This window comes from Bacillus sp. FSL K6-3458, assembly GCF_038005045.1.
In the GTDB taxonomy this organism is placed as follows: domain Bacteria; phylum Bacillota; class Bacilli; order Bacillales; family Bacillaceae; genus Bacillus; species Bacillus altitudinis.
The window spans coordinates 853,567-869,322 of the sequence record NZ_JBBOSI010000001.1 but is presented as its reverse complement, the minus strand read 5'-3'; the positions used below and the strand labels follow the sequence as shown (position 1 = coordinate 869,322).

General features: G+C 43.2%; 17 protein-coding genes. All 17 read right to left on the bottom strand.

Annotation, left to right across the window (positions count from 1 at the left end; all coding sequences use genetic code 11):
• Positions 1-7: 7 nt before the first annotated feature.
• Complete coding sequence (locus MHH23_RS04465; RefSeq protein WP_039169092.1) at positions 8-751, bottom strand: arylamine N-acetyltransferase family protein; 744 nt, start codon at positions 749-751, stop codon at positions 8-10.
• A 39-nt stretch (positions 752-790) separates the two neighbouring features.
• Positions 791-1,048 (bottom strand): HPr family phosphocarrier protein, encoded by a 258-nt coding sequence (locus MHH23_RS04460; RefSeq protein WP_008348124.1) that lies wholly within the window; start codon positions 1,046-1,048, stop codon positions 791-793.
• A 26-nt stretch (positions 1,049-1,074) separates the two neighbouring features.
• The gene (gene whiA / locus MHH23_RS04455) at positions 1,075-2,025 is read right to left on the bottom strand and encodes a DNA-binding protein WhiA (protein WP_008348125.1); all 951 of its coding nucleotides are present in this window, start codon (positions 2,023-2,025) and stop codon (positions 1,075-1,077) included.
• A 17-nt stretch (positions 2,026-2,042) separates the two neighbouring features.
• Positions 2,043-3,002: a gluconeogenesis factor YvcK family protein gene (locus MHH23_RS04450; protein WP_008348128.1), complete on the bottom strand. Its 960-nt coding sequence runs from the start codon at positions 3,000-3,002 to the stop codon at positions 2,043-2,045.
• Positions 3,003-3,890, bottom strand: coding sequence for an RNase adapter RapZ (rapZ, locus tag MHH23_RS04445; RefSeq protein WP_024719879.1), 888 nt, complete (start codon positions 3,888-3,890; stop codon positions 3,003-3,005).
• 39 nt (positions 3,891-3,929) lie between these two features.
• Entirely contained in the window at positions 3,930-4,394 is a 465-nt protein-coding gene (locus MHH23_RS04440; protein ID WP_008348133.1) for an 8-oxo-dGTP diphosphatase, read from the bottom strand.
• 357 nt (positions 4,395-4,751) lie between these two features.
• Entirely contained in the window at positions 4,752-5,702 is a 951-nt protein-coding gene (trxB, locus tag MHH23_RS04435; RefSeq protein WP_024719880.1) for a thioredoxin-disulfide reductase, read from the bottom strand.
• A 234-nt stretch (positions 5,703-5,936) separates the two neighbouring features.
• Positions 5,937-7,310, bottom strand: coding sequence for a C40 family peptidase (locus MHH23_RS04430; RefSeq protein ID WP_041091649.1), 1,374 nt, complete (start codon positions 7,308-7,310; stop codon positions 5,937-5,939).
• Between the two features lie 364 nt (positions 7,311-7,674).
• Positions 7,675-9,135, bottom strand: coding sequence for a tetratricopeptide repeat protein (locus tag MHH23_RS04425; RefSeq protein ID WP_058336955.1), 1,461 nt, complete (start codon positions 9,133-9,135; stop codon positions 7,675-7,677).
• Between the two features lie 129 nt (positions 9,136-9,264).
• The gene (gene hisIE / locus MHH23_RS04420; protein WP_138279041.1) at positions 9,265-9,894 is read right to left on the bottom strand and encodes a bifunctional phosphoribosyl-AMP cyclohydrolase/phosphoribosyl-ATP diphosphatase HisIE; all 630 of its coding nucleotides are present in this window, start codon (positions 9,892-9,894) and stop codon (positions 9,265-9,267) included.
• Entirely contained in the window at positions 9,891-10,649 is a 759-nt protein-coding gene (hisF, locus tag MHH23_RS04415) for an imidazole glycerol phosphate synthase subunit HisF (RefSeq protein WP_035389615.1), read from the bottom strand. The genes hisIE and hisF overlap by 4 nt, the downstream gene beginning before the upstream one ends.
• Complete coding sequence (gene hisA / locus MHH23_RS04410) at positions 10,646-11,383, bottom strand: 1-(5-phosphoribosyl)-5-[(5-phosphoribosylamino)methylideneamino]imidazole-4-carboxamide isomerase (protein WP_039169085.1); 738 nt, start codon at positions 11,381-11,383, stop codon at positions 10,646-10,648. Before hisA ends, hisF begins: the two co-directional genes overlap by 4 nt.
• Complete coding sequence (gene hisH, locus MHH23_RS04405) at positions 11,380-12,018, bottom strand: imidazole glycerol phosphate synthase subunit HisH (protein ID WP_125589558.1); 639 nt, start codon at positions 12,016-12,018, stop codon at positions 11,380-11,382. The genes hisA and hisH overlap by 4 nt, the downstream gene beginning before the upstream one ends.
• Entirely contained in the window at positions 12,018-12,602 is a 585-nt protein-coding gene (gene hisB, locus MHH23_RS04400; protein WP_135009650.1) for an imidazoleglycerol-phosphate dehydratase HisB, read from the bottom strand. Before hisB ends, hisH begins: the two co-directional genes overlap by 1 nt.
• Entirely contained in the window at positions 12,599-13,888 is a 1,290-nt protein-coding gene (gene hisD, locus MHH23_RS04395) for a histidinol dehydrogenase (protein WP_340958961.1), read from the bottom strand. Before hisD ends, hisB begins: the two co-directional genes overlap by 4 nt.
• Positions 13,885-14,532, bottom strand: coding sequence for an ATP phosphoribosyltransferase (gene hisG, locus MHH23_RS04390; RefSeq protein ID WP_259253531.1), 648 nt, complete (start codon positions 14,530-14,532; stop codon positions 13,885-13,887). Before hisG ends, hisD begins: the two co-directional genes overlap by 4 nt.
• The gene (locus MHH23_RS04385; RefSeq protein WP_340958960.1) at positions 14,525-15,700 is read right to left on the bottom strand and encodes an ATP phosphoribosyltransferase regulatory subunit; all 1,176 of its coding nucleotides are present in this window, start codon (positions 15,698-15,700) and stop codon (positions 14,525-14,527) included. The genes hisG and MHH23_RS04385 overlap by 8 nt, the downstream gene beginning before the upstream one ends.
• Between the last annotated feature and the right edge of the window lie 56 nt (positions 15,701-15,756).

The window sequence follows — 15,756 nt, the reverse complement described above, 5'->3', positions numbered from 1 at the left end:
ATATTGTTTACGGAAGCAGTTTTTGTACGTACTCCTCAAACGGTTGTGAGAGTGGTTTCTTCGATACTTCTTCCTGTTCATGTATCGTGACATGATCCTCTGTCACGATCACACGACCTGTTGGTGTCAGTTTGGATGCAAGCAGCCTTTTGTTAAAAGGAGAGGCTTCATTTTCATAAATCTCATGCCGCAATTGCACAAGTGTATCTTCACCGACTTCTTTTAATGTGAAAGCATAACCTGTTTCAGCACCTGCTCCCCTATCCAATTGGAGTAAATGGGTTCCTTTTTCTGTTTCCTCTGCGTTCACGCGAAAACGAAGGGACGGTGCTTCCACCCATTCACCTGTAAAAGGGACGGGCTGAAGGGGTAAATTCACACCAAATCCTGCATCAATGAGGTAGCGCTCATGGTGATGTTGAAGGACGATGGCTACATGCGTCCCATCCAGTGCCCACTTCTCTGCTTCTTTGTTATATACGGTCCCTTGAACGAGCTTTACGGCGAGACCTGCCTCTTTTAAGACATAATATAAGAGCGGATTGAGGTCATAGCAAAGCCCACCTCTGCTGCCTTCCAAAAGATGATGCTTCAAACCTTCTTGATCCAAAGCATAGGCGTGTTTACCCACCACAGATCTATTTTCAAAAGGAAAGGTATAAGCCATCTTCCTTAGTAAATCCGGTAATTGATCAAACGTAATGGACGCGGCTTCATATCCAATTTTCCGTAAAAAGGCTGATTGAATCACAACTTTCCCTCCTAAAAAAACTGAGCCCTTGAAAGAGACTCAGTTTTCTTGATTGATAAAATCCGTTAACGCATCGATGGCTTCTTGTTCATCTGCTCCATCAGCTATTAGTTTGACGGTGACCCCAGAGCTGATCGCAAGACTCATCAGTCCCATAATACTCTTCGCATTGACCTTTTTCCCATCTTTCTCTAGAAAAATATCAGCACCAAAACGATTGGCTTCTTGAACGAACAAAGCAGCCGGACGTGCCTGCAAACCCGTTTTCAGCTGAATTGTGACCGTTTTTTCCACCATATGATCTGCCTCCCTTTTTTATTTCCCTATTTGAGTGTAACAGCTTGTCCGTTTCTTAATTGTTCTGCAATTTGATCTAGCTTTCTTAAACGGTGATTAATGCCTGATTTGCTGATCTTGCCGCTTTCCACCATTTCGCCAAGTTCCTTTAGTGTGACTTCTTGGTAGTCAATACGCAGTTGCGCAATTTCACGCAGCTTATCTGGCAGGGCGTCTAGTCCAATCTTTTCGTCAATGAATTGAATATTTTCAACCTGGCGCAGTGAGGCACCGATCGTTTTATTCAAGTTTGCTGTTTCACAATTGACGAGCCGGTTCACAGAATTCCTCATATCTCGGACGATGCGCACGTCTTCAAAACGAAGCAATGAGTTATGAGCACCCACAACACTTAAGAATTCCGTAATTTTCTCCGCTTCCTTCATGTATGTGATAAAGCCTTTTTTGCGTTCAAGTGTTTTACTGTTAAGATGGAATTGATTCATGAGCTCACAAAGAGCATCATTATGTTCTTTGTATAGTGAAAAAATCTCAAGGTGATACGAAGAGGTTTCTGGATTATTCACAGAACCTCCTGCTAAAAAAGCACCTCTCATATAGGAACGCTTGCAACATCTTTTCTTCACAAGTTCTTCTGAAATGTTGCGTTCAAATACAAATTGTTCACCTAATATCTTTAGGTCCTCTAAAATGGTTTTCGCTCGTTCTACCAGTCTGACAATATACACATTATTCTTTTTTAATCTCATTTTTTTACGAACGAGCAGCTCGACAGTCACATCGTATTTCTTTTTCAAAAGGGTATAAATACGTCTTGCAATGGCTGCGTTCTCTGTCTGTATATCTAAAATCAATTTTCGATTAGAAAAAGATAATGAACCGTTCATACGGATGAGGGCAGAAAGCTCTGCTTTTGTGCAGCAGTCCTTCACTTCCAGATTAGTCAGCTCTTTTTTTGTTTCGGATGCAAATGACATCCTTGCCACCCCCATTCCTATTTTTTCTGATGCAGCAAATCGACAAGCAGCGCAGCTACTTTCAACGTATCATGACGAATCACATGCTGGTCATATGTAATAATTTCCCCAGGGATGACTTCTAGTCCCATGGCTTTGAGTACATCTGTGTCGAATTGTACAGGCTGCGCCTGTTCTTCTGCATATTTTGCTTTGATTTCTTCTGGAATTTCTTTATTGTTCACAAATATCGTATCGATAAATGGTCGGTCCATATGATCGTTTAATGCCTGCACATGATCAGCTGCACTGTAGGAAAGCGTTTCCCCCGGCTGTGTCATGACATTGCAAATATACACTTTTTTCGCCTTAGAACGAATCACTTCTTCGCCAATATGCGGTACAAGCAGATTGGGCAAAATACTGGTATACAAGCTGCCAGGTCCAAGGACGATCAAGTCGGCTTCACGAATGACTTGAATCGATTCTGGGAGCGGCTCAATCGTATCGGGTGTGAGGAACACTCGTTTAATTCGCTCACCATAGGTTGGGATTTTTGATTCTCCTGTTACCACTTGCCCGTTTTCTAATTCCGCATGAAGAACAACACTTGAATTCGCTGCTGGCAATACTTTTCCTCTCACATTTAAGACCTTGCTCATTTCTGTGACGGCATGAAAAAAATCACCGGTTATATTCGTCATAGCCGCAAGAATGAGATTGCCGAGAGAGTGGCCTGTTAAGTCATTCCCTTTATTAAAACGGTGCTGAAATAAATCTTCTACAAGCGGTTCGACATCAGAGAGTGCCGCAAGTACATTTCGAATATCGCCTGGAGGCGGAATATTCAAATCATGTCGCAGTCTGCCTGAGCTGCCTCCATCATCAGCTACCGTCACAATGGCAGTAATGTCCACTGGCTTTGTCTTTAATCCTCTAAGTAAAACAGATAAGCCAGTGCCCCCGCCAAGAATGACCACCTTTGGAAGTGTCGTCATCTATTTTCTGCTTCTCTTTTCAATGTCCCGGTGAGTGACATGAGTATAGTAGTCATTTTTAAAATACTCCGATAAGTAGTTCGCTAGCGTCACTGATCGGTGCTGTCCGCCTGTACAGCCAATAGCGATCACCAGCTGACTTTTCCCTTCTCGTTTATAGGACGGTAGCATAAAGCTGAGAAGGTCGATTAATTTCTCTGTGAACTTTTGCGTTTCACTCCACTTCATGACATAGGAGCGTACTTCTTCATCGTTTCCAGTCTGTGGACGCATGCTCTCAATATAGTAAGGATTCGGCAGAAATCTCACATCAAATACAAGATCAGCATCAATCGGCAGACCGTATTTAAAACCGAAGGACATCACATTCACTGTAAACACCTGCCCTTGGCTCGTGGCAAAGTGTGCGACAATTTTTTCTCGAAGCTGTTTGGGTTTTAAATCCGATGTATCAAAAATCATTTGAGCCCGGCCTTTTAACTCTTCTAACAGATCGCGTTCCATCTCAATTCCTTCGAGCGGCAAACCTGTTGTCGCAAGGGGATGAGAACGTCTCGTTTCTTTATATCTTGAGACAAGCACCTTATCGTTTGCATCTAAAAATAGAATCCTTGGTGTGATCCAGCCGATATCACTCATCTCATCTAAGGCAGCAATTAAGCTATCAAAGAATTCGCGTCCGCGCAAATCCATCACAAGGGCCACCTTGCTCATCTTTGAATTGGATTCCTTCATGAGCTCTAGAAACTTCGGTAAAAGTGATGGCGGTAAGTTATCCACACAAAAGTAACCTAAGTCTTCAAAGCTTTGGATGGCAACGGTTTTCCCCGCACCTGACATTCCTGTAATAATCACAAGCTGAATATCATCTTGTTTGTGCGTATTCATGCCTGCTCCCTCTCCTTCTTTATGAAAACGGTTCATTTATTAGTCTCCTTGAGGATCTAATCGATAAGCAATCAGCTCAAAATCTGGTGTATACGTAAAAGTGCCGTGGAGAAGTCCTTTGCCTTTCAACATGAAGTCAAGAATATGGGAATCTCCTGGAGCCATCGGCAAGCTGGGCACATCTTTTACATCATGCCATTTTAAAATGCCTTCCTCCGACTCTGATACGTTTTTTCCTGTAAAGGAATCTGCCATAAAGGTGAACATCATCCACTCTTGAACGATTTGATCGCCTTCTTTTATGATAAAGGTAAATACGCCTTTTAGCTGCGGATTTAAAATATAAATGCCTGTTTCTTCTCTAAATTCTCGAACGACTGAATCCTTGACCGATTCTCCGCTCTCCATTTTGCCGCCAGGTGCTACCCACCAGCCTCGTCTTGGCTTTTGCAGCAAGAGAACTTGATCTTCGTGATGCAGCACACAATTGGTTACTCGTTGCATCAGCTGTCACCTACTCTTTTATGTCTTTTTCTTATTATACAGGTTCATCATGACTCCCACAATGAACATGCCCGTTCTTCACTGAAAACAGACAGGTTTTCGTATGAATATGGTGACGGGCACTTTCTCTATTCTTTATTTTACAACATCTAACGGTTCTCCATGCGTCATTTGTGAACATCTCGTGAATTTCTGATTTTAAGCAAAAAAAAGGACACGGATTCACATCCGTGCCAAACATGTATTCCTTATAAAAGGGGGTCAATTACTAGTTTCATCATAACGGATAATTGTTTCACCCGTGTTACATTCCAGTTAAAAGCCCGTGACGCAATATTAAGGATTTACGACAGCTGTTTATTTCATTGCTTTTAGCTTTTCAGCAAGCTCTTCTACATAATGCTGTGCACTCTGTGCTGCAATACTTCCATCACCTGTTGCTGTGACGATTTGACGAAGTGTTTTCTCACGAATGTCTCCAGCTGCGAAGATTCCTTCAACTTTTGTTTCCATTCTTTCGTTCGTCTCAATGTAACCCTCTGCATTTGTAATCCCTAGATTTTCAAATGGTTTAGACAGCGGCAGCATACCGATGTAGATAAAGACGCCATCTGTTTTGAAGTCTTCTTCCTCACCTGTCACGGTATCAATTAATGTCACACTGCCGACTTTCCCGTTCTCTTCATTGATTTCTTTGACGGTTTTGTTCCACATAAAGTCGATTTTTTCATTATCAAATGCACGTGCTTGTAAGATGCTTTGGGCACGCAGTTTGTCGCGTCTATGGACAATAGTGACTTTAGATGCAAAGCGAGTGAGGTAAACACCCTCTTCTACTGCTGAGTCTCCTCCGCCAATCACGACAAGCTCTTTGTTTTTAAAGAAGGCTCCATCACATACCGCGCAGTATGATACGCCGCGGCCGCCAAGTTCTTTTTCGCCTGGTGCACCGATTTTTTTGTATTCAGCACCTGCCGCAATAATGACAGAGCGTCCTTTGTATTCTTTGGAACCAGCTTTGACGATTTTGTACTCTTCACCATCTACAATTTCTTTAATATCGCCATACGCATACTCGGCACCGAATTTCTTTGCATGCTCAAACATTTTATTTGAAAGTTCCGGCCCTAAGATGCTTTCAAAGCCCGGATAGTTCTCGACATCTTCCGTATTCGCCATTTGGCCGCCTGGAATTCCTCTTTCAATCATCAGTGTTGAAAGATTTCCCCGTGATGTATAAACAGCGGCTGTCATTCCGGCAGGACCCGCTCCAATGATGATCGTATCGTAGATTTTTTCTTCTGACACAACTGTCACTCCCTCTTCAATTGCTGCTAGCATTTCTTATTAGAATGCCCTTGGGTGATGCTTCCATTCATGACAGAGAGCATCATTTCCACTCTTAGCTTTTATTCCTTACCCATATCCTATTAAATCTGCGGGTAATAAGCGAATCATTTGCTCATATCTTCAAAAAAAGAAAAAGCTTCCTTAAACTGCTGTTTAAGGAAGCCTGTTTACGGTTATATAGTAAGTAATGATTTATTCAACGACTCTTCTTACAACGCCATTGAATGCTTTTTTCCAGTAAACGTTGCTCATAGAGTCAACTGAAACACCGCGAGAGCTATTATCGTTCAAGAATGTACCGTTTCCTAAGTAAATACCAACGTGTCCATTTACTTTATACGTATCAAAGAACACAAGGTCTCCGCGTTTCATGTCAGATGCACTTACAGCTCTTCCTTTACCTACAAGCGTATCTGTTGTTGTACCGCCAACTGGTCCAAGGTTGATGCCTGCTGATGCAAATGCCCAGCGAACGAATGAAGAACAGTCAAAACGACGTGCGTCAATATCGGCTTGTGATCTGCCGCCGCCCCATTTATATGGAGATTGTCCTACAATCGTAGAACCTGTGCTGATTGCACCTTCGATACCGCCTACGTTATTGCTGACAGGTGATCCACCGCCAGAAGATGGCTTTTTGCTTGGTGAACTGCTGCTATTGTTATTTGAAGATCCACTGTTATTTGAAGAAGAACCGCTGTCGTTATTAGAGCTGTTGTCTTCTGCTTGAACACTAGCTTGACGCTGCTGTTGTTTTTGTGCTTTTTCTTCTTTTGCTTTTTGAGCAGCTTCTCTTGCTTCTTTTTCAGCTTGTTTTTGAGCAGCGATTGTTGCGTCTTTTTCAGATGCAATGCTGTTTGCCTCAGTGTTTAACTCGCTGATTTGAGAAGAAGCACTTCCTTTTTGCTTTTTCACTTGCTTGAATAGCTTGTCTTTCTCATCAAGCTGTTTATTTAAGTCTGTTTGAAGTGTTTCAAGCTTTGCAAGCGTCTTTTGAACATCTTCAAGCTTTGTATTTAATTCGTTTTCAGACTTTTGTAATTCTGCTTTGTCTCTTTCTTGTTCTTTAATGATTTCGCTGTCTGCGTTGATTAATGTAGATACAGCACCTGCACGGCTGATGAAATCGCTAAAGCTTTTTGCTCCTAGTAATACATCTATGTATTTCGTAGAACCACCGCTTTCTTGAAGCGCACGTACACGCTTTTTCAAGAATTCGTTTCTTTCTTCGATACGTTTTTCTGTATCAGCAATTTCTTTTTTCAGTGCTTTGATTTCTTTTTTTGTTTTTTCGTTTTCTTTTTGTTTTTCTTCGATTTGATCACTTGTTTTTAAAGCTTTTTCGTCAATTTCTTTTAGCTTTAGCGCAAGTGCCTCTTGTTTTGCCTCAAGCTTTGAAAGCTCTTCTTTTTTCTTTTGAAGATTCTTGTTTACCTCTGACTGCTTGCTGTCTAGTTCTTGTTTCTTTTGTTCAAAGTTCTGTGCATTTGCTTCATGAGTAAATGGAATAAATAAACCGCTCGCTCCAATCACCGAAGCTAAACCGAAAGTAATAAACTTTTTCACGTATAGTTCCTCCTTTGACAATTTCCCAAGCGACATGAGAAAGCAGCAAATTCTCTGCGACCAATCTGTGCTTCCTGTGTCTTTCTTCCTGATGATTCAGTCAGATGTTGACCAGATTGTTTCTATCACTAGGTGTTGCATTATGTATAGTAAAATATTTAAATATATGTCTTTGTTTTAATCCACGAGTTTCATTATACATGACACATCGACAAAATGAGCTAATATTTTTATTACATTTATGTTTCAAATAGATGTCGAGATTGTCATACTTCGCCAAATCCTAGCAAATCCCACCTTTTTATCCAAGAAAAAAGCATGACCTTTTCGGCCATGCTGCTGTTATCTGAATCTATTTACCTATTCAAACCATGAACGCACAAATAATATTCTCATATTTTGACAGCGTTTGAACGCTGATCTGAAAAGAAGCTGCGATCTCTTTTTTGCTGACAGCTGATTCTTCTTGTTCATTCATCCATAGATAATAAGAAGCTGCTGCCCATGCAATGGCATTTTTCTTCTCTACGCCTGAAGCGCGTGCTTGCTGAATAATATGGAATAACCAAAAATATGGCATGTGGCTATCAGGCTGCACCGCTTCTTCCAAAGCAGATGCCGCCTGTTTTGCGAAGACCGCATCTTCTGAAAACGATCGTTCTTCCATTTCATCTTCATATAAAAGTAACTCAATAAACTGCTGTTCAAAGGCCGTTTTCGCAGCGCGGGAATCAAGAACAGATTGCAAGACGTCACGTTCACCTTTTTGTTTGCTAACATAGTAGGCAGTGAGTCGTTCCTCAATTGAAACCATTGGCTCAGACTCCTCTGGTTTATCTTGCCACGGCTTGATTTCATCTGCATCAATATCTTCTTCCACCATCTTATCCCAGACGGTTTGCGCCAGCGTTTTGTGGCCCGTATAATAGGCTGCACTTGCCAGCCAGTATAAAAACGTACTATCACCTTGGAAACCTGTTTTATACAAAGAATAAAGCCATTTAAATGCCCATTCAAATTCTCCAACAAGGGCAAATGTTGCGCCAAGCTTATAACGCTGTTCACTTAATATTGGATACACGTGCGTTAATTGCTTCGCTAACAAATTGACCTTTTCTTCTTCTTTTTCATAATGATAGAAAACAAGCTGATTACAAAGGGCATGCAGATTACCGGGATTTTCATGAAGGACCCGGTTCAACATTTCTTTTGCCTGATCGATTTGGCCAGAATAAAAATAGGCCAAAGCGAGATTATTATACGCTGACCAAAACTCTGGATACTCAACAATCATCTGTTCCAGCATCTCGATTGCTTCATCTAGCCTGCCGCTTTCTAGCAAATGGTTGGCTTGATCCTGCTTTACAATCAGATCATCCTGATCATAAGGAAAATCTTCATCAACATCGTCACTCATATCAAGCAGATCGAGGAGATCGTCATTTTCATCTGCAAATTCCCCGTCTTCTTCCAGCGCAGCATAAGCAGTGGCGCATCTATATGCCTCTTGAAACAAACCGAGATTCGCATAATTATTGGCTTTAAAGTAGTGACACTCTGACATATTCTCATCCAAGTGTTCAAGGATAAAATCAAGCAGTTCATTTGATTGTTGGTAATGACCCATTTCAGTATAAATAATGGCAAGCTGCGACAGCATTTCTACATTTTCAGGCTCAAGTACGATGGCCCGCTGTATCAGCTTACTTGCCCTAGACAGATTTCTTTCTCTATATGCTTTTAGACCTTTATGAAAAAAGTAATGCCCATCTTGGAATAGCTGGACGACTTGTGTGTGATTATTTTGAGAAGTGTATTTACTCACCGATACCCTCCATTTCGAACAGTGTACCGTGTGTAGTATAACATACTTCATGAGTCGTCACATAGAACAAAAGGAAAGGAAGGATTTGTTTTTCATTTAAAAGCAAAAAGCCGAGAGACCCCCGGCTTTTCATTCCCCTTGGTGACGCTTTTTCAATACCTTTAATACATCATCAAGAGGCAGCTGCTGTTCACGTAATAACACAAGAAGGTGATACAGGAGATCTGCTGTTTCCCATTTCAATTCTTCTTGATCACGATTCTTCGCCGCAATGATCACTTCAGAAGCTTCTTCCCCTACCTTTTTCAGGATTTTGTCGACTCCTTTTTCAAAAAGATAGGTCGTATAAGCTCCTTCTGGCATTTCCATCTGCCGTTTCGCAATGACCTGTTCCAGTTCATTTAAAATGGCAAAGCGGTCTTGTTCTCCCCTTGGCTGTTTCACGCCATCTTCTGAAAAACAGCTATAGCTGCCTGTATGGCAGGCTGGGCCGCTTGGTGTCACTAGAACAAGCAGGGCATCTTGATCACAGTCATAGCGAATAGATGTAACACGCTGGGTGTGTCCAGATGTAGCTCCTTTGTGCCAAAGCTCATTTCTCGATCTGCTAAAAAACCATGTTTCCCCTGTCTCTAATGTTTTTTCATAGGATTCTTGATTCATATACGCCAAAGTAAGAACTTCCTTGCTTTGAGCATCCTGTACAATGGCAGGAATGAGACCTGCATCATTAAAGATTAATTCGTTTGCCTGTTTCATCTTACCTTCACCCCGTGTTCTCTCAAATATGTCTTCACCTCTTGAATAGAGGTTTCTTTATAATGGAAAATAGAGGCTGCGAGTGCGGCATCAGCTTCACCTTTTGTAAAAGCCTCCAGCATATGCTGCGCATTGCCAGCACCTCCTGAAGCAATAACTGGCACTGTGACTGCTTCTGATACAAGCCTCGTCAAACGATGCTCAAATCCCGTTTTCTCACCATCGGCATCCATGCTAGTCAGCAAGATCTCGCCTGCTCCTCTTCGCACGGCTTCTTTCGCCCAGTCACTCACTTCTAAATCCGTTTGACGGCGTCCTCCGTGCGTATAGACCATGTATGCTTGTTTCTCTTCATCGTATTTCGCGTCAATCGCAACAACTATGCACTGTGAACCAAAAAAGTCGGCTCCTTCTGTTATTAGCTCCGGTCTTAAAACAGCCGCTGTGTTCACAGACACCTTGTCTGCCCCCGCTCTTAATATACGCTTCATGTCATCAAGGTGGTTAATCCCGCCACCCACCGTGAATGGGATAGCGAGAGTGGATGCAACTTGTTTGACCACATCCACCATTGTTTTTCGGCCTTCATGAGAGGCAGATATATCAAGAAAGACGAGTTCATCCGCACCTTCCTCGTCATAGATCTGCGCTAATTCGACCGGATCACCAGCATCCTTCAACCCTAGAAATTGGATCCCTTTGACCACACGCCCTTCCTTTACATCAAGACATGGAATGATTCGTTTTGTCATCATATGCTGTCAAGCCCTTCAAACGCTTCTGCTAAAGTAAATTGCTTTGTGTACAGCGCCTTGCCAATGATTGCACCAGACACACCTGTCTGCTTTTGTGCTGATAGCTTTTGCAGATCACCTACTGCACTGACACCACCTGAGGCAATGACTTGTTTGCCAGTTGCTTCTGCTAATCGAACCGTACTTTCCACATTTGGACCAGACAGCATGCCATCCATTTGAATATCAGTGAAAATAAAGACCTCTGCGCCTTCCTTTGCCAGTTCCTTACCGAGTTCCTCCGCCTTCACTTCCGACGTTTCAAGCCACCCTTCAGTCGATACAAAACCGTTTCGTGCATCAATGCCAATGGCAATTTTCTCTCCATATTGCGCCAGCATTTTTTTCACAAAAATCGGGTTTGACACCGCTGAACTGCCAAGAATGACTCTCGATACGCCATTGTTTAGATAGAATGCAACATCTTCTTCTGTCCGAATGCCGCCGCCAATTTGGACATTCACATCTAATGAGGAAGCAATCGCCAGCACATGCTCGTGATTCACGCGTTTTCCTGCTTTTGCGCCATCTAAATCAACAAGATGTATCCATTTCGCTCCTTCATTTGCAAACCGTCTCGCCATGTCTAACGGTGAATCTCCATAAATGGTTTCTTGGTCATAGTCTCCTTGCACAAGTCGTACACATTTGCCATTTCTCATATCAATTGCTGGATATAATGTAAAATCACTCATTTGCTCACCCTCTGTTCGTTTGCTAATTGAATAAACTGTTTCAGCAGTGTCATTCCTGTTGTACTGCTTTTTTCAGGGTGAAACTGCGTTCCAAACACATTCCCCTTCCCAACAACGGCAGGTACTTGAACGCCATAGGGTGCACTTGCCAATAGATCTTCTGGATTCATGCCGCTCACATAATAAGAGTGAACAAAGTATGCAAATCCTTCCGGCACACCGTCAAATAATGGTGACGGCTGATGAAATGTGAGCTCATTCCAGCCCATATGAGGCACCTTCAGCCTTTGTCCATCCTGATCACGATCCTTCAAAAGAACGACACGTCCTTTTAAAAAGCCTAACCCTTTTGTTTTTCCTGCTTCTTCACTTTCTTCAAACAACAGCTGCATACCAAGGCAAATGCCAAATAACAGCTTTCCTTCCTGCACGACTTGGTGGATAAACGCCTCAAGTCCTGTCTGTCTTAACAGCTGCATCGCATCACGAAACGAACCGACTCCTGGCAAAATGTACGCATCTGCCTTTTTCAGCTCCTCTACTTCAGAAGACACGATATAAGACGCTCCTGCTCGTTCCAGTGCTTTTGATACGCTAAACAAATTTCCCATTCCATAGTCAATGACGCCAATCATTAGAGCATCCCCTTTGTCGACGGAATCCCTTTCACACGCGGATCAATGGTTGTTGCTTCATCTAAGGCGCGTGCCATCGCTTTAAAAATGGCTTCAATCATATGGTGGGTATTGGATCCGTAGTGAACGATCACATGAAGATTGATTCGTGCTTCAAGGGCAAATTTCCAAAGAAACTCATGAACCAGCTCCGTATCAAAGGTGCCGACCTTCTGACTCGGGAAATCAGCTCTCATTTCCAAATGAGGACGATTGCTTAAATCCACGACGACTTGGGCAAGTGTTTCATCCATTGGAACAAAACTAGAGCCGTAGCGCTTAATTCCTTTTTTATCCCCGAGCGCTTCTTTAAACATCTGTCCCAGCACGATGCCAATATCTTCTGTTGTGTGGTGATCATCGACATCTGTATCTCCTTTTGCATCTACAGATAAGTTAAAGTGCCCATGCTTTGTGAATAAGTCGAGCATATGCGTCATAAAAGGGACATCTGTCTGAATATCTGCTTTTCCTTCACCATCAATCTCTAGCGCTAACGAAATGTTCGTTTCATTTGTCTGTCTCGCTGTTTCTGCCTGTCTCATTTTGATTCCTCCCGCTTTCTCGCTTCAATCGATCTTGCATGTGCTTCAAGCCCTTCTAATCTTGCAAAAGCTGCAATGCTTTCGCTATGTGTTTCAAAAGCTTCTTTGCTATATGAAATGATGCTCGTTTTCTTTTGGAAATCCGTGACGCCAAGCGGACTGGAGAATCTTGCCGTCCCGTTTGTTGGCAGCACATGGTTCGGTCCTGCGAAGTAATCCCCTACCGGCTCTGGGCTGTAACGCCCTAAGAAAATCGCTCCAGCATGCTTGATTTGACCAAGTAGTGATTCTGGATACGCCGTCAGCACTTCTAAATGCTCTGGGGCTAACTGGTTCACGATATCAACTGCACGATCCAAGGATTCTGTCACGTAAATATGGCCATGGTCTTGAATGGATTGTGCTGCGATTGATTTTCTTGGCAAAGTGTCCAGCTGCGCTTGCACCTCTGCTTGCACTCTTTCAGCCAGTACCTTGGATGGTGTCACCAAAATACTAGATGCCAACGCATCATGCTCTGCCTGTGAAAGCAAATCAGCTGCCACCTCATGTGCGGTTGCCGTTTCATCTGCTAAAACAGCAATTTCACTTGGGCCCGCAATCATATCAATGTCTACTTGACCAAATACTTCCCGTTTGGCAAGTGCTACATAAATGTTTCCTGGACCGGTGATTTTATCAACAGGCTGGATACTGTCCGTTCCATATGCAAGAGCAGCTATCGCCTGAGCACCACCCATTTTGTACATTTCTGAAATGCCCAGCTCATTCGCTGCTACTAGTACAGCGTCAGACAGACGACCGTCTTTTCCTGGCGGTGTCACAAGGACAATTCGCTCAACGCCGGCAACAAGTGCCGGGATCACATTCATTAAAACAGATGATGGATAGGCGGCCGTTCCGCCTGGGACATATACACCGACCGCATCGAGCGGTGTTACTTTCTGACCTAGCATTGAACCGTCCTTTTGGTGATAAAACCAAGAGGAGGTCAGCTGACGCTCGTGGTATGTTCGAATATTCCGGATCGCCGTTTGGATGATTTGGATCATCTCCGGGTCCAAACGTTCGTAGGCTTTTGTCTTTTCATCCTCCGTCACAAGTGGCTGTTCAATAGAGACACCGTCAAATTGCTTCGTGAAAGACCGTACCGCTTCGTCACCATTTTTTCTCACTTCTTCGATTATTCGCTGAACAGCCAATCGCTGCTCTTCCGTTCCTGTATCTAGAGAACGCTTGAGTGAGAGAGTGTCTGTCTCACCTTCTTGTATGTAGGTGATGTTCATGATGTTTCCTCCCCTTCTCCTTCGATGATTCTTGCCAGACGCTGCGCCATTTCATCGATTACCGCATCCTTCATTCGATAACTCACAGGATTGACAATAAAACGTGACGTAATGTCACAAATATGTTCCGTTTCGACAAGCCCATTTTCCTTAAGTGTTTGACCGGTGGAGACAATGTCAACAATTCGATCGGCAAGTCCGATGAGCGGTGCTAATTCAATGGAACCATTTAGCTTAATGATCTCCACCTGCTCACCTTGTTCTCTAAAATAAGAAGAAGCGACATTTGGGTACTTTGTGGCCACACGCGGCGCGACACCGCCCCAGCTGGCTCCCGGCAAGCCCGCTACAGCTAAATGACATTTGCTAATGTTTAAATCGAGCACTTCGTACACATCCCTTGCTTCTTCAAGCATGACGTCTTTGCCTGCAATGCCCACATCTGCTACACCGTGCTCTACATATGTCGTCACATCCATTGGCTTCGCTAAAATAAAGCGGAGACTTTCTTCCGGTACATCAATGATTAATTTTCTTGAATCTTCGAATTCCTCCGGCAGCTGATATCCAGCCTGTCTTAATAGCCCTGCTGCTTCTTCAAATATCCGCCCCTTTGGCATTGCCATTGTCAACACTTTACCCATTTTGCTCTTCCTTTCTAGTGCCGATAAAATAAGTCACTTGCTCAAATGCCTTGGTCATGGCATCGATATTTTCAATACCTGCTAAGTCTTGGAGAACAATCCTTTTGCCCTTTGTCCGCTCTTTTTCTGCAAAATCAAATGCTTCAAGCCGCTGTTCTTTACTAAAAATCACAGCCTCTTGGGGCTCATTTATTTCTTTTGCGTCGAGTGCCTCAAGAAGACGGTCTAATCGAAGTCCGAAGCCTGTAGCAGGTGCGGGTGCATCAAAGTGAGCAAGCAATTGATCATACCTTCCTCCACTTCCGATCACAGACCCAACATGATCTGCAAATACTTCAAACAAAATCCCAGTATAGTAGCTCATATGACTAACCATGCTTAAATCCAAACGGATATATTCTGTACAGCCGTAATCATCAAGTGTCTCCCACAGCGCCTTTAACTCCGCCAGCACTTCTTTGCCCTCTTGTGACACCACAATTTCTTCAGCCTGCTGGGTCACTTCTTGACCGCCGCGCAGCTCTAAAAGCTGGAGCAGCCTTGTTTTATCGATGGATGAGAGCGGCAATTGTTTAACATGCTGCCTGTATCCCACATAATTCTTTTCATATAAAAATCGGCGCAATACGTTCGCCCGCTCTGTATTCCCTAGTACATCTAAAAACAAGGTCTCAGCCAAAGCCACATGCCCGATCGCAATTTTGAAGGATTGAAGTCCAGCATTTTTTAATGCAAACACGACAAGCGCTATGACTTCAGCATCTGCACTAATCGAACCATCACCGATCAACTCAATACCGACCTGCTCAAATTCAGAAGGTCTTCCCCCTTCTCTTTCCTGTGCCCGAAACACGTTGGCTGCATAACCGACTCGAAGCGGATACGCCTGTTCGTGAAGCTTTGAAGCCGCCACTCTCGCAATTGGTCCCGTCATATCAGGTCTAAGCACAAGGGTTTGACCATTTTGATCAAGAAGCTTAAACAGCTGCGTATCTGTAATCGCCGATTGAACACCGACTGTATCGTAAAATTCAAGCGTTGGCGTTTCCATTAAACGATAACCCCAACCATTCATGACCTCTGTTAAAGAATGCCTAACTCTTTTCTTCGTCTCATACAATCCTGGTAATGAATCTCGCATACCATATGGTTTTTCAAACATGAACATGTACCGCACCTCCAACACATTAAAACAAAAAATTCCGAATCCTTTAGTTCGCTAAT

Excerpts from the sequence above, each read along its gene's own strand:
- MHH23_RS04460 (WP_008348124.1), bottom strand. The coding sequence starts at position 1,048 with ATGGTGGAAAAAACGGTCACAATTCAGCTGAAAACGGGTTTGCAGGCA.
- whiA (WP_008348125.1), bottom strand. The coding sequence starts at position 2,025 with ATGTCATTTGCATCCGAAACAAAAAAAGAGCTGACTAATCTGGAAGTG.
- MHH23_RS04450 (WP_008348128.1), bottom strand. The coding sequence starts at position 3,002 with ATGACGACACTTCCAAAGGTGGTCATTCTTGGCGGGGGCACTGGCTTA.
- rapZ (WP_024719879.1), bottom strand. The coding sequence starts at position 3,890 with ATGAATACGCACAAACAAGATGATATTCAGCTTGTGATTATTACAGGA.
- MHH23_RS04440 (WP_008348133.1), bottom strand. The coding sequence starts at position 4,394 with ATGCAACGAGTAACCAATTGTGTGCTGCATCACGAAGATCAAGTTCTC.
- hisIE (WP_138279041.1), bottom strand. The coding sequence starts at position 9,894 with ATGAAACAGGCAAACGAATTAATCTTTAATGATGCAGGTCTCATTCCT.
- hisF (WP_035389615.1), bottom strand. The coding sequence starts at position 10,649 with ATGATGACAAAACGAATCATTCCATGTCTTGATGTAAAGGAAGGGCGT.
- hisA (WP_039169085.1), bottom strand. The coding sequence starts at position 11,383 with ATGAGTGATTTTACATTATATCCAGCAATTGATATGAGAAATGGCAAA.
- hisH (WP_125589558.1), bottom strand. The coding sequence starts at position 12,018 with ATGATTGGCGTCATTGACTATGGAATGGGAAATTTGTTTAGCGTATCA.
- hisB (WP_135009650.1), bottom strand. The coding sequence starts at position 12,602 with ATGAGACAGGCAGAAACAGCGAGACAGACAAATGAAACGAACATTTCG.
- hisD (WP_340958961.1), bottom strand. The coding sequence starts at position 13,888 with ATGAACATCACCTACATACAAGAAGGTGAGACAGACACTCTCTCACTC.
- hisG (WP_259253531.1), bottom strand. The coding sequence starts at position 14,532 with ATGGGTAAAGTGTTGACAATGGCAATGCCAAAGGGGCGGATATTTGAA.
- MHH23_RS04385 (WP_340958960.1), bottom strand. The coding sequence starts at position 15,700 with ATGTTCATGTTTGAAAAACCATATGGTATGCGAGATTCATTACCAGGA.